Source organism: Klebsiella sp. CSG-1, from assembly GCF_056521145.1.
The window spans coordinates 343,689-367,669 of sequence record NZ_JBWNLD010000001.1 but is presented as its reverse complement, the minus strand read 5'-3'; the positions used below and the strand labels follow the sequence as shown (position 1 = coordinate 367,669).

Annotated in this window: 21 protein-coding genes and 7 tRNA genes; 2 read left to right on the top strand and 26 right to left on the bottom strand. The window is 55.7% G+C overall.

Annotated features, from left to right (window positions below):
* Positions 1-2: 2 nt before the first annotated feature.
* The 9 genes from mrdB to leuS form a co-directional block, all read right to left on the bottom strand.
* Positions 3-1,115 (bottom strand): peptidoglycan glycosyltransferase MrdB, encoded by a 1,113-nt coding sequence (gene mrdB / locus AC007G_RS01830; protein WP_142630166.1) that lies wholly within the window; start codon positions 1,113-1,115, stop codon positions 3-5.
* The gene (gene mrdA / locus AC007G_RS01825; RefSeq protein WP_004859539.1) at positions 1,115-3,016 is read right to left on the bottom strand and encodes a peptidoglycan DD-transpeptidase MrdA; all 1,902 of its coding nucleotides are present in this window, start codon (positions 3,014-3,016) and stop codon (positions 1,115-1,117) included. Before mrdA ends, mrdB begins: the two co-directional genes overlap by 1 nt.
* Before the next feature lie 27 nt (positions 3,017-3,043).
* On the bottom strand, positions 3,044-3,511 hold the full coding sequence (gene rlmH, locus AC007G_RS01820) for a 23S rRNA (pseudouridine(1915)-N(3))-methyltransferase RlmH (RefSeq protein ID WP_015584895.1): 468 nt from the start codon (positions 3,509-3,511) through the stop codon (positions 3,044-3,046).
* Positions 3,512-3,514: 3 nt separating this feature from the next.
* The gene (gene rsfS / locus AC007G_RS01815) at positions 3,515-3,832 is read right to left on the bottom strand and encodes a ribosome silencing factor (RefSeq protein WP_004859547.1); all 318 of its coding nucleotides are present in this window, start codon (positions 3,830-3,832) and stop codon (positions 3,515-3,517) included.
* Between the two features lie 221 nt (positions 3,833-4,053).
* On the bottom strand, positions 4,054-4,683 hold the full coding sequence (locus AC007G_RS01810) for an adenosylcobalamin/alpha-ribazole phosphatase (RefSeq protein ID WP_142630163.1): 630 nt from the start codon (positions 4,681-4,683) through the stop codon (positions 4,054-4,056).
* Between the two features lie 101 nt (positions 4,684-4,784).
* The gene (nadD, locus tag AC007G_RS01805; protein ID WP_032688877.1) at positions 4,785-5,435 is read right to left on the bottom strand and encodes a nicotinate-nucleotide adenylyltransferase; all 651 of its coding nucleotides are present in this window, start codon (positions 5,433-5,435) and stop codon (positions 4,785-4,787) included.
* Positions 5,428-6,459 (bottom strand): DNA polymerase III subunit delta, encoded by a 1,032-nt coding sequence (gene holA / locus AC007G_RS01800; protein ID WP_047664373.1) that lies wholly within the window; start codon positions 6,457-6,459, stop codon positions 5,428-5,430. Before holA ends, nadD begins: the two co-directional genes overlap by 8 nt.
* A complete protein-coding gene (gene lptE / locus AC007G_RS01795) occupies positions 6,459-7,049 on the bottom strand; it encodes an LPS assembly lipoprotein LptE (protein ID WP_032688873.1) in 591 nt (196 codons plus the stop codon). Before lptE ends, holA begins: the two co-directional genes overlap by 1 nt.
* A gap of 14 nt (positions 7,050-7,063) precedes the next feature.
* Positions 7,064-9,646 carry a leucine--tRNA ligase gene (gene leuS, locus AC007G_RS01790; protein WP_099001234.1) on the bottom strand — a complete coding sequence of 861 codons (2,583 nt, stop codon included), beginning with the start codon at positions 9,644-9,646 and terminating at the stop codon, positions 7,064-7,066.
* A 221-nt stretch (positions 9,647-9,867) separates the two neighbouring features.
* Here leuS and AC007G_RS01785 point away from each other — a divergent pair, with 221 nt between their 5' ends.
* Positions 9,868-10,353 carry a zinc ribbon-containing protein gene (locus AC007G_RS01785; RefSeq protein ID WP_172958370.1) on the top strand — a complete coding sequence of 162 codons (486 nt, stop codon included), beginning with the start codon at positions 9,868-9,870 and terminating at the stop codon, positions 10,351-10,353.
* 68 nt (positions 10,354-10,421) lie between these two features.
* Here AC007G_RS01785 and AC007G_RS01780 read toward each other — a convergent pair whose 3' ends face one another.
* From AC007G_RS01780 to miaB, 9 genes are all read right to left on the bottom strand, one after another.
* Positions 10,422-11,147 carry an amino acid ABC transporter ATP-binding protein gene (locus AC007G_RS01780; RefSeq protein WP_032688870.1) on the bottom strand — a complete coding sequence of 242 codons (726 nt, stop codon included), beginning with the start codon at positions 11,145-11,147 and terminating at the stop codon, positions 10,422-10,424.
* Positions 11,147-11,821, bottom strand: a complete 675-nt coding sequence (gene gltK / locus AC007G_RS01775; protein WP_004859564.1) for a glutamate/aspartate ABC transporter permease GltK — start codon at positions 11,819-11,821, stop codon at positions 11,147-11,149. Before gltK ends, AC007G_RS01780 begins: the two co-directional genes overlap by 1 nt.
* 2 nt (positions 11,822-11,823) lie before the next feature.
* Entirely contained in the window at positions 11,824-12,564 is a 741-nt protein-coding gene (locus AC007G_RS01770) for an amino acid ABC transporter permease (protein ID WP_004859566.1), read from the bottom strand.
* A gap of 163 nt (positions 12,565-12,727) precedes the next feature.
* On the bottom strand, positions 12,728-13,636 hold the full coding sequence (locus AC007G_RS01765) for an amino acid ABC transporter substrate-binding protein (protein ID WP_032688868.1): 909 nt from the start codon (positions 13,634-13,636) through the stop codon (positions 12,728-12,730).
* 406 nt (positions 13,637-14,042) lie between these two features.
* Entirely contained in the window at positions 14,043-15,581 is a 1,539-nt protein-coding gene (lnt, locus tag AC007G_RS01760; protein ID WP_032688865.1) for an apolipoprotein N-acyltransferase, read from the bottom strand.
* A 22-nt stretch (positions 15,582-15,603) separates the two neighbouring features.
* A complete protein-coding gene (gene corC / locus AC007G_RS01755; RefSeq protein ID WP_004859572.1) occupies positions 15,604-16,482 on the bottom strand; it encodes a CNNM family magnesium/cobalt transport protein CorC in 879 nt (292 codons plus the stop codon).
* Between the two features lie 101 nt (positions 16,483-16,583).
* Positions 16,584-17,051: an rRNA maturation RNase YbeY gene (gene ybeY / locus AC007G_RS01750; protein ID WP_032688862.1), complete on the bottom strand. Its 468-nt coding sequence runs from the start codon at positions 17,049-17,051 to the stop codon at positions 16,584-16,586.
* Complete coding sequence (locus AC007G_RS01745; RefSeq protein WP_004859576.1) at positions 17,048-18,094, bottom strand: PhoH family protein; 1,047 nt, start codon at positions 18,092-18,094, stop codon at positions 17,048-17,050. Before AC007G_RS01745 ends, ybeY begins: the two co-directional genes overlap by 4 nt.
* A 153-nt stretch (positions 18,095-18,247) precedes the next feature.
* Positions 18,248-19,672 carry a tRNA (N6-isopentenyl adenosine(37)-C2)-methylthiotransferase MiaB gene (gene miaB, locus AC007G_RS01740; RefSeq protein ID WP_032696397.1) on the bottom strand — a complete coding sequence of 475 codons (1,425 nt, stop codon included), beginning with the start codon at positions 19,670-19,672 and terminating at the stop codon, positions 18,248-18,250.
* 208 nt (positions 19,673-19,880) lie between these two features.
* Here miaB and ubiF point away from each other — a divergent pair, with 208 nt between their 5' ends.
* Positions 19,881-21,056 (top strand): 3-demethoxyubiquinol 3-hydroxylase, encoded by a 1,176-nt coding sequence (ubiF, locus tag AC007G_RS01735; protein WP_064384169.1) that lies wholly within the window; start codon positions 19,881-19,883, stop codon positions 21,054-21,056.
* Between the two features lie 148 nt (positions 21,057-21,204).
* On the opposite strand, the gene AC007G_RS01730 is transcribed toward ubiF, so the two are convergent.
* The 8 genes from AC007G_RS01730 to asnB all read right to left on the bottom strand — a co-directional run bounded on the left by AC007G_RS01730 (position 21,205) and on the right by asnB (position 23,891).
* Positions 21,205-21,279: transfer RNA gene (locus AC007G_RS01730), tRNA-Gln, on the bottom strand.
* Between the two features lie 36 nt (positions 21,280-21,315).
* Positions 21,316-21,390: transfer RNA gene (locus AC007G_RS01725), tRNA-Gln, on the bottom strand.
* 46 nt (positions 21,391-21,436) lie between these two features.
* A tRNA-Met gene (locus AC007G_RS01720) sits at positions 21,437-21,513 on the bottom strand.
* A 20-nt stretch (positions 21,514-21,533) separates the two neighbouring features.
* Positions 21,534-21,608, bottom strand: a tRNA-Gln gene (locus AC007G_RS01715).
* A gap of 36 nt (positions 21,609-21,644) precedes the next feature.
* Positions 21,645-21,719: transfer RNA gene (locus tag AC007G_RS01710), tRNA-Gln, on the bottom strand.
* A 110-nt stretch (positions 21,720-21,829) separates the two neighbouring features.
* A tRNA-Leu gene (locus AC007G_RS01705) sits at positions 21,830-21,914 on the bottom strand.
* 9 nt (positions 21,915-21,923) lie between these two features.
* A tRNA-Met gene (locus AC007G_RS01700) sits at positions 21,924-22,000 on the bottom strand.
* Between the two features lie 226 nt (positions 22,001-22,226).
* Positions 22,227-23,891, bottom strand: coding sequence for an asparagine synthase B (asnB, locus tag AC007G_RS01695; RefSeq protein ID WP_004859583.1), 1,665 nt, complete (start codon positions 23,889-23,891; stop codon positions 22,227-22,229).
* Between the last annotated feature and the right edge of the window lie 90 nt (positions 23,892-23,981).

The window sequence follows — 23,981 nt, the reverse complement described above, 5'->3', positions numbered from 1 at the left end:
CCTTAAACGCTTTTCGACAACATTTTTCTGTGGGTGTGGATCGACATCACGATACCAAACCCGGCCATCAATACGATCAGGGCTGAGCCCCCGTAGCTGACCAGCGGCAACGGTACCCCCACCACTGGTAAAATACCACTCACCATACCAATATTTACGAAGACATAAACGAATAAAATCAACATTAAACCACCGGCCATCACGCGACCGAAGGTGGTCTGCGCCTGGGCGGCGATCCACAGCCCGCGCATGATGAGCAAAATATAGAGCGCCAGCAGAATCAGCACGCCAATCAGGCCGAGCTCTTCTGCCAGGACCGCAAAGATAAAGTCGGTATGGCGTTCCGGCAGGAATTCCAGCTGCGACTGGGTGCCGTGCAGCCAGCCTTTACCGCGTAATCCGCCGGAGCCAATGGCGATTTTCGACTGGATAATATGATAGCCGGCGCCCAGCGGATCGGTCTCCGGGTCGAGCAACATCATGACGCGCTGACGCTGATAATCATGCATCAGGAAGAACCATAAAATCGGAATAAACGCCGCAACCAGCACCACCGCCACGCCGATAAGACGCCAGCTCAGCCCGGAAAGGAACAGCACGAACAGGCCAGACAACGCAATCAGAATCGATGTCCCGAGGTCGGGCTGGGCGGCAACCAGCAGGGTTGGCAGGAAAATCAGCACCAGCGCAATGGCGGTATTCTTCAGCGAGGGTGGGCAAACGTCGCGGTTGATAAAGCGCGCGACCATCAGCGGGACGGCGATTTTGGCAATTTCCGACGGCTGAAAGCGCACGACGCCAAGATCCAGCCAGCGCTGGGCGCCTTTGGAAATCGCGCCGAAAGCGTCAACCGCCACCAGCAAAATGATACAGAAGATATAGAGATAGGGCGCCCAGCCTTCATACACCCGCGGCGGGATTTGCGCCATCAAGATCATGATCACCACACCCATGGCGATCTGGCCTATTTTGCGCTCCATCATCCCGATGTCCTGGCCGCTGGCGCTCCAGATAACCAGCGCGCTGTAGGTCAGCAGCGCCAGCAGAATCAGCACCATGGTCGGATCGAGATGGATTTTATCCCATAGTGATTTTTTATTCGGATTATCGGTCATTATTGATCCTCACCCGCCGTGACCGCCGGGTTCTCACTCGGCAGGTTTGTGTTGTTATCACCCAGCATAATGTGGTCGAGAATCTGGCGCATAATCGTGCCGACCGCCGGGCCAGCGCCGCCGTTCTCAAGAATGATGGCAACAGCAACCTGGGGATTGTTATAAGGGGCAAACGCCGTCATGAGTTTATGGTCACGCAGACGTTCTGCGATTCGGTGCGCGTTATAGGTTTCATTGGCTTTCAGACCAAACACCTGGGCCGTACCGGATTTCGCCGCAATTTTATACGGCGCGCTGGCGAAGTATTTATGCGCGGTCCCGTTGCCACGGTTGGCGACGCCGAACATCCCGTCCTTGGCGATTTCCCAGAAGCCGGAGTGAATATCGCCGACCGGCGGCTCGTGCGGTTGAACCCAGGGAACCTGCTTACCATCTTCGACGGTGCTTTGCAGCAGATGCGGCACTTTTACCAGACCGTCGTTTATCAGGATCATCAGCGCTTTGTTCATCTGAATCGGCGTTGCGGTCCAGTAGCCCTGGCCGATGCCGACCGGGATAGTGTCACCCTGGTACCAGGGCTTCTTAAAGCGTTTCAGCTTCCATTCGCGGGTCGGCATATTCCCGGAACGCTCTTCCGACAGATCGATACCGGTATAGTGGCCGTAACCGAATTTGCTCATCCATTCAGAGAGGCGGTCGATCCCCATATCATAGGCGACCTGATAGAAGTAGGTATCCGCAGACTCTTCGAGCGCTTTGGTCACATTCAGGTGCCCGTGGCCCCATTTTTTCCAGTCGCGGTAGCGTTTGTCAGAGCCCGGCAGCTGCCACCAACCCGGGTCGAACAGGCTGGTATTGCGGGTGATGACGTTCGCGCTGAGGGCCGATACGGCGACATAAGGCTTGACCGTCGACGCCGGCGGGTAGACCCCCTGGGTCGCGCGATTGACCAGCGGAGTATTCGGGTCGTTCAGCAGGGCGGAGTAGTCTTTACTGGATATGCCGTCCACAAACAGGTTCGGGTCGTAGCTCGGCGTGGAGACCAGCGCGAGTATGCTGCCGGTACGCGGGTCGGTGACGACCACGGCAGCGCGGCTGCCGGCGAGCAGGGTCTCAATGTACTGCTGAAGTTTGAGATCGAGGGTCAAATAGATATCGCGCCCGGCCTGCGGCGGCACCTCTTTGAGCTGGCGAATGACGCGGCCGCGGTTATTGACCTCAACCTCTTCATAGCCGGTCTGACCGTGCAGTACGTCTTCGTAATAGCGCTCGATTCCCAGCTTGCCAATGTCATGCGTGGAGGCATAGTTGGCCAGCTTGCCCTCTTTATCGAGGCGATCGACGTCTTTATCGTTAATTTTCGAGACGTAGCCGATAACGTGGGTCAGCGCGGAATTATAGGGGTAGTAGCGGCGTTTATAGCCTTTCACTTCGACACCGGGGAAGCGGTACTGGTTAACCGCAAAACGAGCCACCTGGACTTCGCTCAGGTTGACCTTGACGGGAATCGAGGTGAAGCGATGGGAACGCGAGCGTTCTTTCTTGAAGTTTGCAATGTCATCATCGGTCAGATCGATGACGTCGCGTAACGCATCCAGCGTTTGCTGCACGTTATCGACTTTCTCCGGCATCATCTCCAGCTGGTAGATGGTGCGGTTCAGCGCCAGCGGCGTACCGTTGCGGTCATAGATAATGCCGCGACTGGGCGGAATGGGAACCAGCTTGATACGGTTTTCGTTGGAACGCGTTTGATAGTCGGTGTAGCGAACGATCTGCACGTTATAAAGATTGGCAACCAGTATGCCGGTAAGCAGCAAAATCCCCAAAAAAGCGACCAGCGCCCGGCGCACGAACAGCGAGGATTCAGCCGTATAGTCGCGGAAAGAATTCTGTAATTTCATTCGCTGCTTAGTCTACCCTGGTCATCATTATTCACGGTGGTAAGGGTGGTTGGTGGTAATACTCCACGCACGATACAGGCTCTCAGCGACCAGTACGCGTACCAGCGGGTGAGGCAACGTGAGGGTGGAGAGCGACCAACTCTGTTCCGCTGCTGCTTTACAAGCCGGAGAGAGCCCCTCGGGACCGCCGATGAGCAGGCTGACGTCGCGGCCATCCTGTTTCCAGCGCTCCAGCTCTCGTGCCAGCTGCGGCGTATCCCACGGTTTTCCCGGAATATCCAGGGTCACGATGCGATTTTTACCTGCGGCTGCCAGCATCATTTCCCCTTCTTTGTCGAGGATTCGTTTGATGTCGGCATTTTTACCGCGTTTACCGGCAGGGATTTCCAGCAGCTCGAACGGCATATCTTTTGGAAAACGGCGCAAATATTCACTAAAGCCGGTCTGAACCCAGTCCGGCATTTTGGTGCCAACGGCCACCAGCTGCAGCTTCACGCATTAACTCCAGAGTTTTTCCAGCTCGTACAGACGACGGCTCTCTTCCTGCATCACGTGAACCATGACGTCGCCAAGATCGACAACAATCCAGTCGGCGGCGCTTTCACCTTCAACGCCAAGCGGCAGCATGCCTGCGGCGCGAGACTCTTGTACTACGTGGTCGGCGATGGACATTACATGGCGCGTAGAGGTGCCGGTGCAAATAATCATGCAATCTGTAATGCTGGATTTGCCATGAACGTCAATGGCAACGATGTCCTGACCTTTCAGGTCATCAATTTTGTCGATAACAAAATCCTGGAGTGCTTTACCCTGCAAGAGTTCCCCCTGGGTGAGTGAAGATTGATAATAATAAACAGCCTGACAGTATACCTGAACTCGTCGAAAAGTCGGGATAAATGTCGGTCAGCAAGCGATGGCGGCGGCTATCATCCCATCCATCGCCCGTGATTGCATCGCCATTTTTGTAAAACAATTTCTGGAAACATCGTTTAGCCGATACGTCCAGGCTGCGGAGAATAACAGCCTGCTCTGACCTGTCAATGGTCTGCACGGAATTCTTGTTCCTTCTGCCAGCGCGCCTGGCTATTTAATACCCGCAGCGTGGCAAAATCAGCGTGCAGTTCGAGTTCACTCCATGTGCCATGGGCGACGGGAAAATGCCACATGGCTTCCGCCGGCAGCTTCAGCAACAGCGCGATGAGCAGACTCAGTCCACCTTTATGGCCCACGATCAGCAGATGGTCTGGCTGCGGATGGTGCGTCAGCTTCTCCGCAAACGCACGGACGCGGTGGGTGAAGTGCTGAAAACTTTCGCCGTTGGTGGGCGCCGCATGTTGCCAGTCCGCGCACCAGGCGGCATAGTTTTCGGCGTCTTCGAGCCGTAAGTCCCGATGATGGCGCATTTCCCAGTCGCCAAAAAACATCTCGTTGAGTTCGGGGACAATCTGCCGGGGGATATCCCGTGTGCCGAGCAGCAGGTCGGCGGTGATGTGGGTACGTTCCAGCTCACTGCAAAGCACGCGATCGAACGCTACCGCCTGCAGCAGCTGGCCGAGTGTTTGCGCCTGCATCATGCCGCGCTCGGTTAGCGGGGTCGGAGCGTGTCCGCTGTAAAGGCCGGCAACATTGGCCTCAGTTTCACCATGTCGAACTAACCATAATTTCACTGAATATACGCCTTCTGACATCGTCAAGGGATGGGGAGAGTATAAGCGAATCGGCGCTCTGCTATCGCATCCGGCGTCACGAACGTTGGGGCAACGGCCGGTTAACAGTAGAGTTTTTGCTGATGGATATACGTCAGTACCGCGGCCGGCAGCATGTCAGCGCAGGATTCCCCGCGTTCAAGGCGCTGGCGGATAAGCGTTGCCGAAATATCAAACCACGGAGTTTCCGCCAGATAGATGACCCCGGCGGGACGGCTGTGCAGCTGTTCGGCGTCGTGCGTTAAATGTTTGTCCAGCCACCGCTGATCCTCTTCCCGTTTCATCACCAGCGGATATCCCGGGCGTCGGCAGACGATCAGATGCGCATTATCGAGAATCGTGGCGTAATTGTGCCAGGTCGGGAAGGTGAGCAGCGAGTCCTGACCAATAATGAACGCCAGCGGCTGGTCAGGCCCTTGTTCCTGTCGCCACTCTTCAAGGGTTTGCGCGGTCCAGGAGGGCGTCTGCCGCTGCAGCTCGCGCTCATCAAGCACGAACAGGGGTTTATCGGCGATGGCCAGTTCCAGCATCTGTTTGCGCTGGGCGCTGGTGGCCTCAGGCTGCGGGCGGTGTGGCGGAACATTGTTTGGGACGATAATGACTTTGCCAAGGCCTATCTGATTCGCCAGAACCTCAACCGGTTTGAGGTGACCATAGTGCACCGGATCGAAGGTGCCGCCGTACATTGCCTGCAACTGAGTCATATCAACCATCAATAAACACGTCTGCCAGCGCTTTATGGCAGAGCAACAAAGAAAGGCTCTCTAATTCCGGCCAGATGGCGCTGCCGTAATCCTGCTTAAAGGTGAGTTCCGCTCGGGTCAGCAGAGTGACGGCCTGGCGTAACTGATCCGTGCTGAGGCGCGCGAGCGCATCGCTTAACAGCTGTCGACGGTTCTGCCATACCCGATGCTTATCGAAGAGCGTACGCAGCGGCGTATGGGCCGACTGGCGTTTCAGGTTAACCAGCAGCAGCAGCTCCCGCTGGAGCGTACGCAGCAGAATCGCCGGTTCGCTTCCTTCCAGACGTAACTGCTGCAGGATATGCAGCACCCGCTTGCTTTTACCAGCCAGCAGCGCATCCACCCAGTGATAGGGAGTGAAGTGGGCGGCATCGTTTACCGCCTGCTCGACGCGTGGCAGCGTGAGCTTGCCGTCCGGCCACAGCAGAGAGAGACGCTCCAGTGCCTGCGCCAGCGCCAGCAGGTTGCCTTCGTAGCAGTAGCACAGCAGCTGACTGGCGGCGTCATCAAGCTGCAAATGGTGCTGTTTTGCTCGCGCCGCCAGCCAGCGCGGCAGCTGCGCATATTCCGGCGTCTGACAGCTCACCTGAACCGCGCGGCTGGCCAGGGCGGTTACCCAGGCGGCATTTTCCTGCGCTTTGGTGAGCTTATTACCGCGAACGATTAACAGCAGGTCGTCATGGAGCATGCTGACCAGGGTGGCAAGCTGTTCGTTAATCGCCGCGTTAGGGCCGTTTTCCGGCAGGACCAGAAGCAGCGTCTGACGGCTGGCGAACAGGCTCATGGCCTGGCTGAGTGAGAAGAGGGCGGGCCAGTCGGTGCTGGCGTCGAGGGTCGCGGTATGGTGTTCGGTAAAGCCCTGGGTAGCAGCGGCTTCGCGAATCGCGTCCTGACTTTCCTGCAACAGCAACGGATCGCTGCCGAGTAATAAATAGGCCGCGCGCAGCCCTTCGGTGAGCTGCGCGCGGAGTTGTTCTGGGTACAGCCGAATCATCAGTTACCCAGCGTGGTGGAGACGCGATTGCCAGAGGTTGCGGAAGCGGGGGTCGGCGTGACCGTCTTCTCTTCCCCTTTCGTGGCTTCGACATCAGCAACGTGGACGCTTGGCAGCTTACGAATCAGCTGTTCAGCGGCTTTGTCATACATCTCCTGGACGATCATATCCTGCTCGGCGTCTTTCGCTAACGCTGCCTGCGGGTTATCGAAGAACGAGCGGTAGACTTTCGTCGAGATCGGATAGATATCATGACCCGGGATTAGCACGCTTGCCTGCACCGTCAGCACCATCTGATATTCAGCCGTACGACCATCCTGGAAAATAGAGGCCGTATCTTTCTGAATGGATGACGCATCCAGGCGCAGGGACGGAATATCCTTGCGCAGCGTGCTGCCGTCGACGATCTCGACGCCATTCAGACGCAGCTGATTACGCACCGAACGACTTAACGGACCATTCGGATCGCTCGACTGAAAGATCATGGTTTTCATCGCGGTGGGAACCTGAGTGGTACTCCGCAGATGCCAACCGCATCCGGCGGTGATGAGCACCGCCAGAGATAACAACAATGTTGCCAGATATCGCACGCTTCCTCCTGCGCTTAGCCAACGACCAGGTTGAGCAGTTTACCCGGGACGTAAATCACTTTACGTACGGTGACACCGTCGAGATACTTCGCGACCAGATGTTCCTGACCCGCACGTGCACGAACCTGTTCTTCGGTTGCATCGACCGGAACGGTAATTTTACCACGGACTTTACCATTAACCTGAACAACAACCAGGGTGGTATTTTCAACCATGGCGCTTTCATCGGCGACCGGCCACGGCGCGTTGTCGATATCGCCTTCGCCGCCCAGCTCCTGCCACAGCGTGAAGCAGGCGTGCGGGGTGAACGGATTGAGCATACGCACAACCGCCAGCAGAGCCTCACGCATCAGCGCGCGATCCTGTTCGTTTTCCTGCGGCGCTTTCGCCAGTTTGTTCATCAGCTCCATGATCGCGGCGATCGCGGTGTTGAAGGTCTGACGACGACCGATATCATCGGTCACTTTGGCGATCGTTTTGTGCACATCGCGACGCAGCGCCTGCTGATCTTCGCTCAGGCTGGCAACGTCCAGTGCGGCAACCGGGCCCTGAGTCGTGTGCTCATAAACCAGTTTCCAGACACGTTTCAGGAAGCGGTTTGCCCCTTCAACGCCGGACTCCTGCCATTCCAGAGTCATATCTGCCGGAGAGGCGAACATCATGAACAGACGAACGGTATCCGCGCCGTAGCGTTCAACCATCACCTGCGGGTCGATGCCGTTGTTCTTCGACTTGGACATTTTGCTCATGCCGGTGTACACCAGCTCGCGACCCTGCGGATCGTAGGCTTTAACGATACGGCCTTTTTCATCGCGCTCCACGGTGGCATCAACCGGAGAAACCCAGTTGCGCTCGCCGTTTTCACCAACGTAATAGAAGGCGTCAGCCAGTACCATCCCCTGGCACAGCAGCTGTTTCGCCGGCTCGTCGGAGTTAACCATACCCGCGTCGCGCATCAGCTTATGGAAGAAGCGGAAGTACAGCAGGTGCATAATCGCATGTTCGATCCCGCCGATGTAAATATCGACCGGCAGCCAGTAGTTGGCGGCGTCTGGATCCAGCATTCCGTCATTGTACTGCGGGCAGGTATAGCGCGCGTAGTACCAGGAGGATTCCATAAAGGTATCGAAAGTGTCGGTTTCGCGCAGCGCAGGCTGACCGTTAACGGTGGTTTTTGCCCACTCCGGATCGGCCTTGATTGGGCTGGTGATGCCGTCCATGACCACATCTTCCGGCAGAATGACCGGCAGCTGATCTTCCGGGGTCGGCATGACGGTACCGTCTTCGAGGGTGACCATTGGAATCGGTGCGCCCCAGTAACGCTGACGGGAAACGCCCCAGTCGCGAAGGCGATAGTTAATTTTGCGTTCGCCAACGCCCATGGCCGCCAGTTTGTCGGCGATAGCGTTGAAGCCCGCTTCGTGGCTCAGGCCGTCGAACTCGCCGGAGTTGAACAGGGTGCCTTTTTCAGTCAGCGCCTGCTCGGACAGATCCGGTGCTGAGCCGTCTGCCGCCAGAATAACCGGCTTAATGTTCAGACCATATTTGCTGGCAAATTCGTAGTCGCGCTGATCGTGACCCGGAACGGCCATGACGGCGCCGGTGCCGTATTCCATCAGCACGAAGTTTGCCGCCCAGACCGGAATCTCTTCGCCGGTCAGCGGGTGAATCGCTTTGTAGCCGGTATCGACGCCTTTTTTCTCCATCGTCGCCATTTCTGCTTCGGCGACTTTGGTGTTACGGCATTCGTCGATAAACGCAGCCAGCTCCGGGTTGTTCGCTGCCGCCTGCTGCGCCAGCGGATGACCCGCGGCTACGGCCAGGTAGGTACAGCCCATGAAGGTGTCCGGACGGGTGGTGTAGACGGTCAGCTTGTCGGCATACTCGTTAACGTTGAAGGAGATTTCTACCCCCTCCGAACGGCCGATCCAGTTGCGCTGCATGGTCTTAACGGTATCAGGCCAGTGATCCAGCTTATCCAGATCGTTGAGCAGCTCGTCGGCGTAGGCGGTGATTTTGATAAACCACTGCGGGATCTCTTTACGCTCAACTTTGGTATCGCAGCGCCAGCAGCAACCGTCAATAACCTGTTCGTTGGCGAGAACGGTCTGGTCGTTAGGGCACCAGTTCACCGCAGACGTTTTTTTGTACACCAGGCCTTTTTTATACAGCTCGGTGAAGAACTTTTGCTCCCAGCGGTAGTATTCCGGGGTGCAGGTCGCCACTTCACGGCTCCAGTCATAGCCAAAGCCCAGCTTTTTCAGCTGGTTTTTCATGTAGGCAATATTGTCGTAGGTCCACGGGGCCGGCGCGGTGTTATTTTTTACCGCGGCGCCTTCCGCCGGCAGACCAAACGCATCCCAGCCGATCGGCTGCAGAACGTTTTTGCCGAGCATACGCTGGTAGCGGGCAATGACGTCGCCGATGGTGTAGTTACGCACGTGACCCATGTGTAGTCGACCAGAAGGATAAGGAAGCATCGACAGGCAGTAATACTTCTCTTTGCTCTCGTCTTCAGTTACTTCAAATGTACGATGATCGTCCCAGTGAAGCTGGACTTTCGATTCTATCTCTTCCGGGCGGTATTGCTCTTGCATGGCAGCCAGTGGTCCTGTTTTCAATACAGCTACAAAATGTAGCCAATGGATGTGTTATCAGATCGGCATAGCATAGCCCAAACGCCCACGTCAAAACAGCCTTTCGCACATTAACATCGGCAAAAGCGGCGGAGATTATTTCGCGACTCTGTGGGCTAACTGGCAAAGCAGATGGCAAATAAGGTCTATTATTAGAAGAAGTTAACCACACCGGAGGCGAAATGATGAACAAGGTTGCTCAATTCTACCGTGAACTGGTGTCGACGCTCAGTGAACGGCTGCGCAATGGAGAACGCGATATTGACGCGCTGGTGGAACAGGCGCGGGTGAAAATTAGCCAGTCTGGTGAGTTAACGCAGCGCGAAGTGGAGTCGCTGACCACCGCGGTCAGACGCGATCTCGAAGAGTTCGCGCGCAGTTATGAAGAGAGTCAGGACGAACTGACGGACAGCGTGTTTATGCGGGTGATAAAAGAGAGCCTGTGGCAGGAGCTGGCGGATATTACCGATAAAACCCAGCTGGAATGGCGCGAAGTGTTCCAGGATCTCAACCACCACGGGGTTTACCATAGTGGCGAAGTGGTGGGGCTGGGAAACCTGGTGTGCGAACACTGCCATTATCACCTGGCGGTCTATACCCCGGATATTCTGCCGCGTTGCCCGAAATGCGGCCACGACCAGTTCCAGCGTCGTCCCTTTGAGCCTTGATACGCCGCGCTGAGGTGGCTGAATGAAACCCGACGCGCACCTGCTGATGCGCGTCGGCAAGGCGACCGTTAATGCAGAATTTTGGCGAGGAAGTCTTTTGCGCGATCGGATTGCGGATTGGCGAAAAAGGCTTCTTTGTCAGAGTCTTCGACAATTTTCCCTTCATCCATAAAGATCACCCGGTTGGCGACCTTCCGGGCAAAGCCCATTTCGTGCGTCACCACCATCATCGTCATGCCTTCGTTGGCCAGTTCGACCATGACATCCAGCACTTCGTTGATCATTTCCGGATCCAGCGCGGAAGTCGGTTCGTCAAACAGCATCGCAATCGGATCCATACAGAGCGCACGGGCGATAGCCACGCGCTGCTGCTGACCGCCGGAGAGCTGGGCCGGGTATTTATCGGCATGGGCGGAGAGCCCCACGCGTTCCAGCAGCTTCAGGCCTTTTGCCCGGGAAGCGGCTTTGTCGCGGTTAAGCACTTTGACCTGCGCCAGCGTCAGGTTATCGATAATCGACAGATGCGGAAACAGTTCAAAGTGCTGGAACACCATCCCGACGCGGGAGCGCAGTTTGGCAAGGTTGGTTTTTTTATCGTTGACCCGGGTACCATCTACGGTGATCTCACCCTGTTGAATAGGCTCCAGGCCGTTGACGGTTTTAATCAACGTTGATTTGCCTGAGCCGGAAGGCCCGCACACCACCACCACTTCACCTTTTTTCACTTCCGTGGAGCAATCGGTCAGCACCTGAAAGTGACCATACCATTTTGAAACGTTTTTCAGGGTAATCATTACACAGTCCTTTTCTTCAACCAGCTGACCAACAGCGATGCGCTGAGACTAATGACAAAATAAACGGCGCCTGCGAACAGGATCATCTCGACCTGGGTTCCGTCGCGCTCGCCGATGGTGGAGGCGGTACGGAAGAAGTCGGCCAGGCTCAGAACGTAAACCAGAGAGGTGTCCTGGAACAGAACGATCCCCTGGGTGAGCAGCAGCGGCACCATGGCGCGAAACGCCTGCGGCAGAATAATCAGCTTCATGGATTGCCACTGGGTCATCCCCAGCGCCAGCGCGGCGCTCGACTGGCCGCGAGAGATACTCTGGATACCCGCGCGGATAATTTCCGAATAGTACGCCGCTTCAAACATCGAAAAGGCCACCATCGCGGAGATCAAGCGGATATCGCTCTTCGGCGACAGGCCAAGTACGTTCTGCAGGAAGCCGGGAACAATCAGATAAAACCACAGCAGGACCATCACCAGCGGGATCGAGCGGAACACGTTGACGTAGGTCTTCGCAAACCACGCCAGCGGCAGGAAGCTGGACAGGCGCATAACCGCCAGCAGAGTGCCCCAGACGATACCAAAAATGATGGCGGTCACGGTGATTTTCAGGGTGATAACCAGCCCGGCCAGCAGGTAGGGCATCGATGGAACGATAGAACTCCAGTCAAAATCGTACATGATTATTTGCCTCCCATATTGCCCGGCAGGCGGACCTTGCGTTCAACCACATACATCACCAGCATAATCACCGCATTAATAAACACATAGGCGAGGGTAATCGCGGTAAAGGATTCCCAGGCGTGGGCCGAGTAATCCAGCAGCTTGCCTGCCTGTGCCGCCATATCCGCCAGCCCGATGGTTGAGGCGATGGCCGAGTTTTTCACCAGGTTCATCATCTCAGAGGTCATCGGCGGCACAATCACCCGATAGGCGTTGGGCAGCAGGACGTAACGATAGGTCTGCGGCAGCGTCAGGCCCATCGCCAGCCCGGCGTTTTTCTGCCCGCGCGGCAGTGACTGAATGGCGGCGCGCACCTGTTCGCATACGCGAGCGGCGGTAAACAGCCCCAGACACATCATCGAAGAGAGGAAGAACTGAATATTCGGATCGAGCTCGGATTTAAACCACATGCCGATGTTTTCCGGCAGCAGCTCCGGCACCACCAGGTACCAGGTGAAGAACTGAACGATCAGCGGGACATTACGGAACAGTTCGACGTAGCAGGTCCCGATGCTGGATAACCAGCGGTTGGGGGCGGTGCGTAAGATGCCGAACAGCGAGCCGACGAAAAAAGCGATAATCCAGGCGCTAATCGACAGGGCGATGGTGACCTGAAAGCCGCTCCAGAGCCAACCCAGATAGGTGGTATTGCCGAACGGGGCCTGTTGCAGGAAGATTCCCCAGTTCCAGTCTATTGACATAAATGACTCCTGGAAAAAAAAGGGTAGCATCGCTACCCTCGAAGATCATTGTGCAGCCTGTTTCGGTATTCGCGGCGGCTGGGGAACGACCAGCCACCGTATAGTCTGTCCGTGCTGTCACAAAAATCGGGAGGGCAGGGTGTCCTGCCCCTTGTTTTTTTAATTAGTTCAGAGCTTTGTCGTTAGGGGTCTTGAACAGCGTCTTCATGTCGTCGGAGAGTTCGAAGTTCATATTCAGATTTTTCGGCGGAATTGGGTTTTTGAACCATTTATCAAACCATTTTTCCGCTTCGCCGGAGGTCTGGGCCGTGGCGACGGTGTCATCAATCAGCTTTTTAAACTGCGGATCATCTTTACGCAGCATACAGCCGTAGGCTTCTTTCGACTGTGCCGTACCGACGATCTCCCAGTTATCCGGTTTCTTCGCTTTCGCGCGTTCGCCAGCCAGCAGCGCATCGTCCATCATAAAGGCCACCGCGCGACCGCTTTCCAGAGTACGGAAGGAGTCGCCGTGGTCTTTGGCGCTGATAATGCGCATGTTCATTTTCTTCTCGTCATTCAACTTATGCAGCAGAACTTCGGAAGTGGTACCGGAAGTGACGACAACCGCTTTGTCTTTCAGATCCGGGAAATCTTTAATCGCCCCGCCTTTTTTCACCAGCAGGCGGGTACCCACGACGAAAATGGTATCGGAGAAGGCGGCTTGCTTCTGACGTTCAAGGTTATTGGTCGTGGAGCCGCACTCGAAGTCATAAGTCCCGTTCTGCAGCAGCGGAATACGGTTTTGCGAGGTCACCGGAACCAGTTTTACCTGCAGGTCAGGCTTATTCAGCTGTTTCTTGATGGCGTCAACGATAGCGTTGGAGTAGTCCTGAGAGTAACCGACCACTTTTTGTTGATTGTCGTAGTAAGAGAACGGTACGGAGGATTCACGGTGGCCGACGACGATAACGCCGTTTTTAGCGATTTTGTCCAGTGTGCTGCCTGCTGCCGGGGCGGCATCTTCCGCATGCGCCAGACCGGCGGTCATGCCCATGACCAGCATCGCTGTGGCCAGTTTACGTAATTGCATATCCAACTCCTTATCCTCAGCGTCACTGACGCTTTTGATACCCATTGTGAATGTGTGTGTGCGTTATTATGGCTGCGACGCTGACGCGCAGCATTTGTATGTGTTTGTTAGCATTTAGTTTGGCTTAATGTAAAGATTTTGCTGCTTTATTGTTTATTTTTGCGAAGTGCTCCGCACCATTTAAAGGCAAAAATCGTCCATTGCACCAGGTTAGTGCTTGAGGCGAGCGATGCTGGTGCAACCGGGTTATACCAGCAATAAATGTCGCCGCGACCTGAGAATATTAAGCAATGGGCGTGCCAGGTTGGCGAGTGGCGAGAAGGAAGCATGGAGAGAAAGGCTGCCCCGGCGACGGCTGCCGGCCGGGGCTATGCGGATCGACACTCAGATCCGCAGGCTGTAACGATTAGCGACGACGCTGGCGCAGACTCATGATCAGCGCGCCAAAACCCAACAGTGCGGTCAGCGCCCACAGCGGCCAGTTACCGGTACGGGCGTACGGGGTCAGGCCGGACGTCGGAGTGACTTTGGTGGTCAGCACTGCACGGGTAAACTGCGGGATCATATCCTGAATTTCCCCACGCGGACCGATGACGGCGGTAATACCGTTATTGGTGCTGCGCAGCAGCGGACGCGCCAGCTCCAGGGCACGCATCCGCGCCATCTGGAAGTGCTGCCACGGACCGATGGACTTGCCAAACCAGGCATCGTTGGAGATGGTCAGCAGGTAGTCGGTATCCGGGCGGAAGTTATCCCGCACCTGCTCGCCGAGAATAATCTCGTAGCAGATAGCCGCCGTCAGCTTCATGTTATGTGCCACCAGCTGCGGCTGGACGTACGGACCGCGGCTGAATGAGGACATCGGTAAATCGAAGAACGGAGCCAGCGGGCGCAGAATGGACTCCAGCGGCACGAATTCACCAAACGGCACCAGATGATTCTTGTTGTAGCGATCTTTGGAATCGTAGCTGTAGGGGTTATCTTTGCCCAGCGTAATGATGGTGTTGTAGGTATTGTAACGGTTCTGCTTGTTAAGCCGGGCGTCGACAATACCGGTAATCAACGAGCTGTCTTTCGCGCGCAGCAGGTCGTCCATCATACTCAGGAAATTCTGCTGGTTGATTTCCAGATCCGGGATCGCCGATTCTGGCCAGACGATCAGCTGGGAGGAACCCATATGCGGCTGCGTCAAATCCAGATAGGTTTTCAGCGTATTCACCAGCTGGTTTTCATCCCATTTCAGCGCCTGGGGAATATCGCCCTGCACCAAAGATACCTGGGTTGCCCGCTCCGGCAGCAGCTGATACCACTGGATGTAGCGCAGCGGGAAGGGCAGCGCAAACAGCACGATGGCGGCAACCAACGGTTTCCAGCTGCGTTGAATGAGCGCAAGAACCAGCAGGCCGCTAACCACCATCAACAGGAAGTTAATGGCTTCAACGCCCATCACGGGCGCCAGCCCTTTCAACGGGCCGTCAATCTGGCTGTAGCCAAACTGCAGCCACGGGAAGCCGGTCAGCACCCAGCCGCGCAGGAATTCGCTGATTTGCCAGACGACCGGGGCGGCGACGGCGACACGTATCCAGTTTGTTCTGGGCCACAGGCGCGACAGCAGACCGGCGAACAGTCCGGTATACAGCGACATATATGCCGCCAGCAGTACCACAAGGAATACGTTGACCGGGCCGGGCATGCCGCCGAACTGGGCAATGCTGACATAGACCCAGTTGATGCCGGAACCGAACAGCCCCATCCCCCAGAAAAAGCCGATCCAGGCGCTTTGCAGCGGACGTCGGTTAAGGGTCAACCCCTGCAGGCCGATTAACGAAACAATCGCCGCCGGCCAGATGTCATAAGGAGAAAAAGCCAGCGTTCCGCTGGCTCCGAATAATAGCGCCAGCAGCAGACGTACGCGCTGGCGTTCGATTAGAGAGGCAAATACCATTTAGGTTAATCGTCCCGTGTAATTAATCTTCCAGCTTCGGCTGCGGTGCGTCATCAGGAAGTTTGACATGTACCTGGATGATACGTCGGCTATCGGCCATGGCGACTTTGAATTGGTAACCATCGATGTCAATAGACTCACCGCGCGCCGGCAGATGGCCAAAGGCCTGCATCACCAGCCCGCCAATGGTATCCACCTCCTCATCGCTGAAGTGAGTGCCATAGGCTTCGTTGAAGTCTTCAATGGAGGCCAGGGCGCGCACCGTCCAGGTGTGGCGGCTCAGTTGACGAAAATCGATATCTTCTTCTTCATCGTATTCGTCTTCTATCTCGCCGACGATAAGCTCGAGAATGTCTTCAATGGTCACCAGACCGGAGACGCCGCCGAACTCATCGATCACGATAGCCATATGGTAACGCTGGGAGCGGAACTCTTTCAGCATGCGGTCAACCCGCTTACTTTCAGGCACGACAACCGCCGGGCGTAACACTTTTTCCATGCTGAATGCTTCGGAATCGCTGCGCATAAACGGCAGCAGGTCCTTGGCCATCAGAATCCCTTCAATGTGATCTTTATCTTCGCTGATGACCGGGAAACGCGAGTGGGCGGACTCGATGATCACATCGAGGCATTCGTCCAGGGTCTGATTGCGTTTCAGGGTAATCATCTGCGAGCGGGGGATCATGATATCGCGGACGCGCTGGTCGGCGATGTCCATTACCCCTTCGAGCATATCGCGCGTATCTTCGTCGATAAGGTCGTTTTGCCCGGAATCACGGATCAGCTCCAGCAGTTCATCACGGTTTTTCGGTTCTCCGTGAAAAAGCTGGCTGAGTAACAGGGAGAAGAATCCCTTTTTGCTGTTTACTGTGTCACTACTGTGTGAATTGTCGTCGCTCATGGCGTCGTGTGGGTTCTCATGTCAGTTAATTTGTCGCTCGTCGCGCGTGTGTTCAGCGCCGGACGGCATGGGGGCCGCTCGCCGGTTAAACCGGCGACAGGCTATTCCTTCTCGGCAATGTACGGATCCTCATAGCCCAGAGCAAGCATTATCTCTGTTTCGAGGCCTTCCATCTCTTCCGCTTCTTCATCAATGATATGGTCATAGCCCAGCAGGTGCAGACTGCCGTGAATCACCATATGCGCCCAGTGCGCCTCCAGCGGTTTGTCTTGCTCTTTGGCTTCCTGTTCAACGACCTGACGGCAGATGATCAGGTCGCCAAGCAGCGGCAGTTCGATACCCGGCGGCGCTTCAAACGGGAACGACAGCACGTTTGTCGGCTTATCCTTGCCGCGATAGGTCAGATTCAGCTCATGGCTTTCGGCTTCGTCTACCAGGCGCACGGTCACTTCTGACTCCTCCTGGAACTGAGGAATGACGGCATCGACCCAGCGTTGAAACTGGGCTTCATCCGGCAACCCCGCGTTATCTTCGCAAGCCAGCTGTAAATCGAGAATAACCTGACTCATTTCTGCTCCTGTTCCTGGGCTTCGCGTTTGCGCTCGGCGGCCAGTTCTGCTTTACGTTTTTGGTCAGCTTCTTCCCACGCTTCATACGCATTCACGATGCGAGCTACCACCGGGTGGCGTACCACATCTTCGCTATGGAAGAAATTGAAGCTGATTTCATCAACTTCCGCCAGCACCTCAATGGCGTGGCGCAGGCCGGATTTGGTGCTGCGCGGCAGGTCTATCTGAGTGACGTCGCCGGTGATCACCGCTTTTGAGTTAAAACCGATACGGGTCAGGAACATCTTCATCTGTTCGATGGTGGTGTTCTGGCTTTCATCGAGAATAATAAACGCATCGTTCAGCGTACGGCCGCGCATATAGGCCAGCGGTGCGACTTCGATAACGTTGCGCTCAATCAGCTTCTCGACCTTCTCAAAGCCGAGCATTTCGAACAGCGCATCGTACAGCGGGCGCAGGTACGGATCGACTTTCTGACTCAGGTCGCCGGGCAGGAAACCGAGCTTTTCCCCGGCTTCGACGGCAGGGCGGGTCAGCAGAATACGGCGTACGTCCTGGCGTTCGAGCGCGTCGACCGCCGCGGCAACCGCCAGATAGGTTTTCCCGGTCCCGGCAGGGCCGACGCCGAAGGTAATATCATGATCGAGAATGTTGGCGATGTACTGCGCCTGGTTTGGCGTACGCGGCTTAATCACGCCACGCCTGGTCTTAATATTGACGGCCTTACCGTACTCCGGCACGCTCTCGGCGCTTTGTTCCAGCACCCGCGCCTCTTTAATGGCCAGATGAATCTGTTCCGGTTCAATATCCTGAATCTGTCCGCGCATCGGCGCAGTATCGACGTACAGGCTGCGCAGGATATCGGCTGCCGCGTTCACGCATATCATGCGCCCGGTCAGTTTAAAGTGATTGTCACGGCGATTAATTTCGATGCCTAATCGGCGTTCCAGCTGTTTGATGTTGTCGTCAAACGGGCCACACAGCCCCAGCAGGCGTGCGTTATCCGCTGGCTCCAGGGTAATTTCACGGGTTTCTATGTTCAAGCTGTTCCTCTTTACACGTTTTGCCGGACAGCGAACGTCTCCGGCCAGTAAGGAAATTATTCACGTCATGGGAATATGGCGCAAGCATTGCGATGAATATTGGGCCGGGGAGAGGAAATACAAGGCCTGCCGGGGGCGGCAGGCCTGAACGGATCACGGCTGATAGGTTCCGACGCCGAGGTCGTTTTCTTTGCGGGTGCGGGCGATAACGGATTCCGGAGATTCCGCGATACGCAGCCCCATTTCCTCTTCGGTACGCACAATTTTACCGCGCAGCGAGTTGGTGTAGACGTCAACGATTTCGACATCGACAAACTTACCGACCATATCCGGGGTGCCTTCGAAGTTGACTACCCGATTGTTCTCGGTGCGCCCTGAGAGCTCCATGATGCTTTTGCGGGAGGTGCCTTCAACCAGAATGCGTTGGGTAGTGCCAAGCATGCGGCGGCTCCAGGCCATAGCCTGCTGGTTGATGCGCTCCTGCAGAATATACAGGCGCTGCTTCTTGTCCTTTTCCGGGACGTCGTCGACCATATCCGCCGCCGGCGTTCCCGGACGGGCAGAGAAGATAAAGCTGTAGCTCATATCGAGATTCACATCGGCAATCAGCTTCATGGTCTTCTCGAAATCTTCGTTGGTTTCGCCAGGGAAGCCGACGATAAAGTCGGAGCTAATCTGGATATTCGGGCGCGCTTCGTACAGCTTGCGGATAATCGCTTTGTATTCCAGCGCCGTGTGGGTACGTCCCATCAGGTTCAGCACCCGGTCGGAACCGCTCTGCACCGGTAAATGCAGGAAGCTCACCAGCTCCGGCGTATCGCGATAGACATCAATGATGTCATCGGTAAACTCGATCGGGTGGCTGGTGGTAAAGCGAATGCGGTCGATACCGTCGATCGCCGCGACCAGACGCAGCAGATCGGCAAAACTGCCGGTCGTTCCGTCGTAGTTCTCGCCGCGCCAGGCATTGACGTTTTGACCCAGCAGGTTAACTTCACGGACCCCCTGAGCGGCCAGCTGAGCGATTTCAAACAGAATATCGTCGCAGGGGCGGCTGACTTCTTCACCGCGGGTGTAAGGCACCACGCAGTAAGTACAGTATTTATTGCAGCCTTCCATAATCGAGACGAATGCCGTTGGGCCTTCGGCGCGCGGTTCCGGCAGACGATCGAATTTTTCGATTTCGGGGAAACTGACGTCCACTACCGGACTGCGGTTGCCGCGAACGGAGTTGATCATCTCCGGCAGACGATGCAGCGTCTGCGGCCCGAAAATAATATCGACGTAGTGGGCGCGTTGGCGAATATGGTGGCCTTCCTGAGAGGCGACACAACCGCCGACGCCAATAATCAGGTCGGGGTTCTTCTCTTTCAGTAGCTTCCAGCGGCCTAACTGATGGAAGACTTTTTCCTGAGCCTTCTCACGGATTGAGCAGGTATTGAGCAGCAGCACATCCGCTTCTTCCGCCACTTCGGTCAGTTGATACCCGTGCGTGGCATCCAGCAGATCGGCCATCTTTGATGAATCATATTCGTTCATCTGACAGCCCCAGGTTTTAATATGGAGTTTTTTTGTCATCGACTTGCTCATGCTTAAGTATATATACCCAAAGCTATTTTCTTCACCGGGAATGACTCTGCAATGTGAAGGATAGCGGGTATAAAGCCAGGATTGCAGGGCGCGTATTGTAATGCTTTGGTCGCGCCCTGACCAGTGCGAGCGTTATCACCCCGAGGTGGGGAAAAATCCGGTAAACTTAACGGATTCAGGTTTAAGGATAATTGCCATGACAATTCATGCAACAGATGTCGCCATTGTGGGTGGCGGAATGGTTGGCGGAGCCCTGGCGCTGGGGCTGGCGCAGCACGGTTTTACGGTAACGGTCATCGAGCCATCGGCACCGCCAGCATTTGCGCCTTCAGCGCCGCCGGATGTTCGTATTTCGGCGATTAGCGCCGCTTCCGTCGGGTTACTGAAAAGCCTTGGCGTCTGGGATGCGGTGCGTGCCATGCGTGCGCATCCCTATCGCCGGCTGGAGACCTGGGAATGGGAGGACGCGCATGTGACCTTTGATGCCGTCGAGCTGAAGCTGCCTGAGCTGGGTTATATGGTGGAGAACAACGTTCTGCAGCTCGCCCTATGGCAGGCGCTGACGGCGCATGAGGCCGTCACGCTGCAGGTTGGCGCCTCGTTACAGGAGATGCAGCGGGGGGAGACCCGCACGACGTTGCGTCTGACCAATGGCGGCGAGTGTGCGGCCAGCCTGGTTATCGGCGCGGATGGCGCCAACTCGCAGGTGCGCCAGTTGGCAGGCATTGGTGTTCACGCGTGGCAGTATCAGCAATCCTGCATGTTGATTAGCGTGCAGTGCGTGCAGGAGCCAGGCAACAGCACCTGGCAGCAGTTTACGCCATCGGGCCCGCGCGCGTTTCTGCCGCTGTTTGACAAGTGGGCATCGCTGGTGTGGTATGACACGCCTGCGCGTATTCGCCAGCTGCAGGGCATGACTATGCCGCAGCTACAGCAGGAGATTGCGCGCCACTTCCCGTCCCGACTGGGTCAGGTCACGCCGCTGAGTGCCGGGGCGTTTCCACTGACCCGTCGCCATGCGCTACAGTATGTACAGCCGGGACTGGCGCTGGTGGGGGATGCCGCGCATACCATTCATCCGCTGGCGGGGCAGGGGGTGAATCTGGGTTATCGCGATGTTGACGCGCTGCTGGATATTTTGAGCGAGGCGAAAAGCCAGGGGGAAGCATGGGCAAGCCTGCCGGTGCTAAAACGCTACCAGGCGCGACGCAGAGCGGATAATTTTATTATGCAGTCGGGTATGGATCTGTTTTATGCCGGTTTCAGCAACGATCTGGCGCCGGTGCGCGTGCTGCGCAATATCGGCTTAATGGCTGCGGCACATGCGGGCGTTTTAAAGCGCCAGGCGCTGAAATACGCCTTGGGATTGTAAACCCGGTTCCCGGCTGGCGCGCCGCTTAGCCGGGATATCACCGCGGCGCCTTGTACATCGCCTGAATATGACGTTAACACCGTGATGCGAATTGAAGCGAATGCAGAAAACAAAAAAGCTCGCCGAAGCGAGCTTTTTTGTTATTAAGTGGCTGGGGTACGAGGATTCGAACCTCGGAATGCTGGTATCAGAAACCAGAGCCTTACCGCTTGGCGATACCCCAACGGGTGCGTCCACAGTGTGAACGACTTTTTAAAATTGGCTGGGGTACGAGGATTCGAACCTCGGAATGCCGGAATCAGAATCCGGTGCCTTACCGCTTGGCGATACCCCAACAATTCTTTCTGGATTTATCGAAATGAATCAATAAGTCCTTTATATGGTGGCTACGACGGGATTCGAACCTGTGACCCCATCATTATGAGTGATGTGCTCTAACCAGCTGAGCTACGTAGCCAAGTTTATCATGTTCTTCGATGGCTGGGGTACCTGGATTCGAACCAGGGAATGCCGGTATCAAAAACCGGTGCCTTACCGCTTGGCGATACCCCAATAACCGTCGCGGTGAACCGCAAACATCGAAGAAAATGGCTGGGGTACCTGGATTCGAACCAGGGAATGCCGGTATCAAAAACCGGTGCCTTACCGCTTGGCGATACCCCAACAAAAAAATCTTTTACTTCCAGATGAGGTTATCTACAAACTTATTACGGCAGCCTTGATGGCTATCTTACAGCCTGGATATACCCCATCCGTGCAACGCTTTGGGTGAATGGTGCGGGAGGCGAGACTTGAACTCGCACACCTTGCGGCGCCAGAACCTAAATCTGGTGCGTCTACCAATTTCGCCACTCCCGCAAAAAAAGATGGTGGCTACGACGGGATTCGAACCTGTGACCCCATCATTATGAGTGATGTGCTCTAACCAGCTGAGCTACGTAGCCATCTTTTTTTCGCGTTACCTTATCGGCGTTGCGGGGCGCATTATGCGTATTGGGCCTGCGAGCGTCAACCCCTTTTTCAATGAAAATCGCCGGAATGTGACTGTTTGGTTAGGTTGCGAACAGCGTGATGGAATAATCGGCAATTATTGGTTATTTATCGCTTTTCTGCGGTAAAAAAAGCAATAAAAAAACGGACCCCGAGGGGTCCGCCGATCGTACAAATTGATTATTTATAAGCTGACTGGTGAACGCCCACGGCGCGTCCTGACGGATCGTTCATGGTTTTGAACGCTTCGTCCCACTCAATCGCCTTAGCCGATGAACAGGCGACTGACGGGCCGCCAGGTACGCATTCGGCAGCGCTAGGAACCGGGAACAGCTCCTCGAAGATTTCACGATACAGATACGCTTCTTTGGAAGACGGCGTGTTGTACGGGAAACGGAAGCTGGCGGTTTCCAGCTGCTGGTCGGAGACCTGTTTTGCCGCCACCTCTTTTAACGTATCGATCCAGCTGTAGCCTACGCCGTCAGAGAACTGCTCTTTCTGGCGCCATGCGACGCTGGCCGGCAGATAGGATTCAAAACATTCACGCAGGATATGTTTTTCCATTTTGCCGTTACCACACATTTTGTCCTGCGGGTTAATACGCATCGCAACGTCAAGGAACTGCTTGTCGAGGAACGGGACGCGCGCTTCCACACCCCAGGCTGACATGGCTTTGTTTGCCCGGGCGCAGTCAAACATATGCAGCGCCTGCAGCTTACGAACGGTCTCTTCATGCAGCTCTTTAGCGTTTGGCGCTTTATGGAAATAGAGATAGCCGCCGAACACCTCATCAGAACCTTCGCCTGACAACACCATTTTAATACCCATCGCTTTGATTTTACGCGACATTAAATACATCGGCGTCGAGGCGCGGATGGTGGTCACATCGTAGGTTTCGATGTGATAGATAACGTCGCGGATGGCATCAAGGCCTTCCTGCACGGTGAAGTGGATCTCGTGGTGGACGGTACCCAGATGGTTCGCCACTTCCTGCGCGGCTTTCAGATCCGGCGAGCCCTGCAGGCCGACGGCAAAAGAGTGCAACTGCGGCCACCAGGCTTCGCTGCGTTCCTGATCTTCAACCCGGCGAGCGGCGAATTTTTTGGTGATGGCGGAGATAACCGACGAATCGAGACCACCGGACAGCAGCACGCCATAAGGCACATCAGACATCAGATGGCTTTTGACGGACTCTTCCAGCGCCTGACGCAGTTCGTTTTTATCCGTGACGTTGTCTTTAACCGCATCATAGTCGAACCAGTCACGCTGATAGTACTGACGGATCTCGCCGTCTTTGCTCCACAGGTAGCTACCTGCCGGGAATTCTTTGATTGTGCGGCAGACCGGTACCAGCGCTTTCATTTCTGAGGCGACGTAGAAGTTGCCGTGCTCATCGTGACCCATATACAGCGGAATGATGCCGATATGGTCGCGACCAATCAGATACGCGTCCTGCTCGCTATCGTACAGGGCGAAGGCGAACATCCCCTGCAGATCGTCGAGGAATGCCGGGCCTTTTTCCTGGTACAGGGCGAGGATAACTTCGCAGTCGGAGCCGGTCTGGAAGGTATAGCGGTCGCCATATTCCGCACGCAGCGCCTGATGGTTGTAAATTTCGCCGTTTACCGCCAGCGCGTGGGTTTTTTGCGCGTTGTACAACGGCTGGGCCCCGGCGTTCACGTCGACGATAGACAGACGCTCATGGACCAAAATGGCTTTATCGCTGGCGTAGACGCCGGACCAGTCCGGACCGCGGTGGCGCATCAGGCGGGAAAGTTCCAGTGCCTTTTTACGCAGCTCGACCGCGTCAGTTTTAATATCCAGTACGCCGAAAATTGAACACATAACCTTCTCCATTACCCTGTCGTGTTGTGATGTTGTGCAGACGTCGTCTTATCGCGAGGTCTCAGTGCATGTCTAAGAAAATGCCGCAAA

What these genes read in the sequence shown, in the direction of transcription:
- mrdB (WP_142630166.1), bottom strand. Translation starts at nt 1,115, where the DNA reads ATGACCGATAATCCGAATAAAAAATCACTATGGGATAAAATCCATCTC.
- mrdA (WP_004859539.1), bottom strand. Translation starts at nt 3,016, where the DNA reads ATGAAATTACAGAATTCTTTCCGCGACTATACGGCTGAATCCTCGCTG.
- nadD (WP_032688877.1), bottom strand. Translation starts at nt 5,435, where the DNA reads ATGGTTGATATGACTCAGTTGCAGGCAATGTACGGCGGCACCTTCGAT.
- holA (WP_047664373.1), bottom strand. Translation starts at nt 6,459, where the DNA reads ATGATTCGGCTGTACCCAGAACAACTCCGCGCGCAGCTCACCGAAGGG.
- leuS (WP_099001234.1), bottom strand. Translation starts at nt 9,646, where the DNA reads ATGCAAGAGCAATACCGCCCGGAAGAGATAGAATCGAAAGTCCAGCTT.
- AC007G_RS01785 (WP_172958370.1), top strand. Translation starts at nt 9,868, where the DNA reads ATGATGAACAAGGTTGCTCAATTCTACCGTGAACTGGTGTCGACGCTC.
- AC007G_RS01780 (WP_032688870.1), bottom strand. Translation starts at nt 11,147, where the DNA reads ATGATTACCCTGAAAAACGTTTCAAAATGGTATGGTCACTTTCAGGTG.
- gltK (WP_004859564.1), bottom strand. Translation starts at nt 11,821, where the DNA reads ATGTACGATTTTGACTGGAGTTCTATCGTTCCATCGATGCCCTACCTG.
- AC007G_RS01770 (WP_004859566.1), bottom strand. Translation starts at nt 12,564, where the DNA reads ATGTCAATAGACTGGAACTGGGGAATCTTCCTGCAACAGGCCCCGTTC.
- AC007G_RS01765 (WP_032688868.1), bottom strand. Translation starts at nt 13,636, where the DNA reads ATGCAATTACGTAAACTGGCCACAGCGATGCTGGTCATGGGCATGACC.
- lnt (WP_032688865.1), bottom strand. Translation starts at nt 15,581, where the DNA reads ATGGTATTTGCCTCTCTAATCGAACGCCAGCGCGTACGTCTGCTGCTG.
- corC (WP_004859572.1), bottom strand. Translation starts at nt 16,482, where the DNA reads ATGAGCGACGACAATTCACACAGTAGTGACACAGTAAACAGCAAAAAG.
- ybeY (WP_032688862.1), bottom strand. Translation starts at nt 17,051, where the DNA reads ATGAGTCAGGTTATTCTCGATTTACAGCTGGCTTGCGAAGATAACGCG.
- miaB (WP_032696397.1), bottom strand. Translation starts at nt 19,672, where the DNA reads ATGACAAAAAAACTCCATATTAAAACCTGGGGCTGTCAGATGAACGAA.
- ubiF (WP_064384169.1), top strand. Translation starts at nt 19,881, where the DNA reads ATGACAATTCATGCAACAGATGTCGCCATTGTGGGTGGCGGAATGGTT.
- asnB (WP_004859583.1), bottom strand. Translation starts at nt 23,891, where the DNA reads ATGTGTTCAATTTTCGGCGTACTGGATATTAAAACTGACGCGGTCGAG.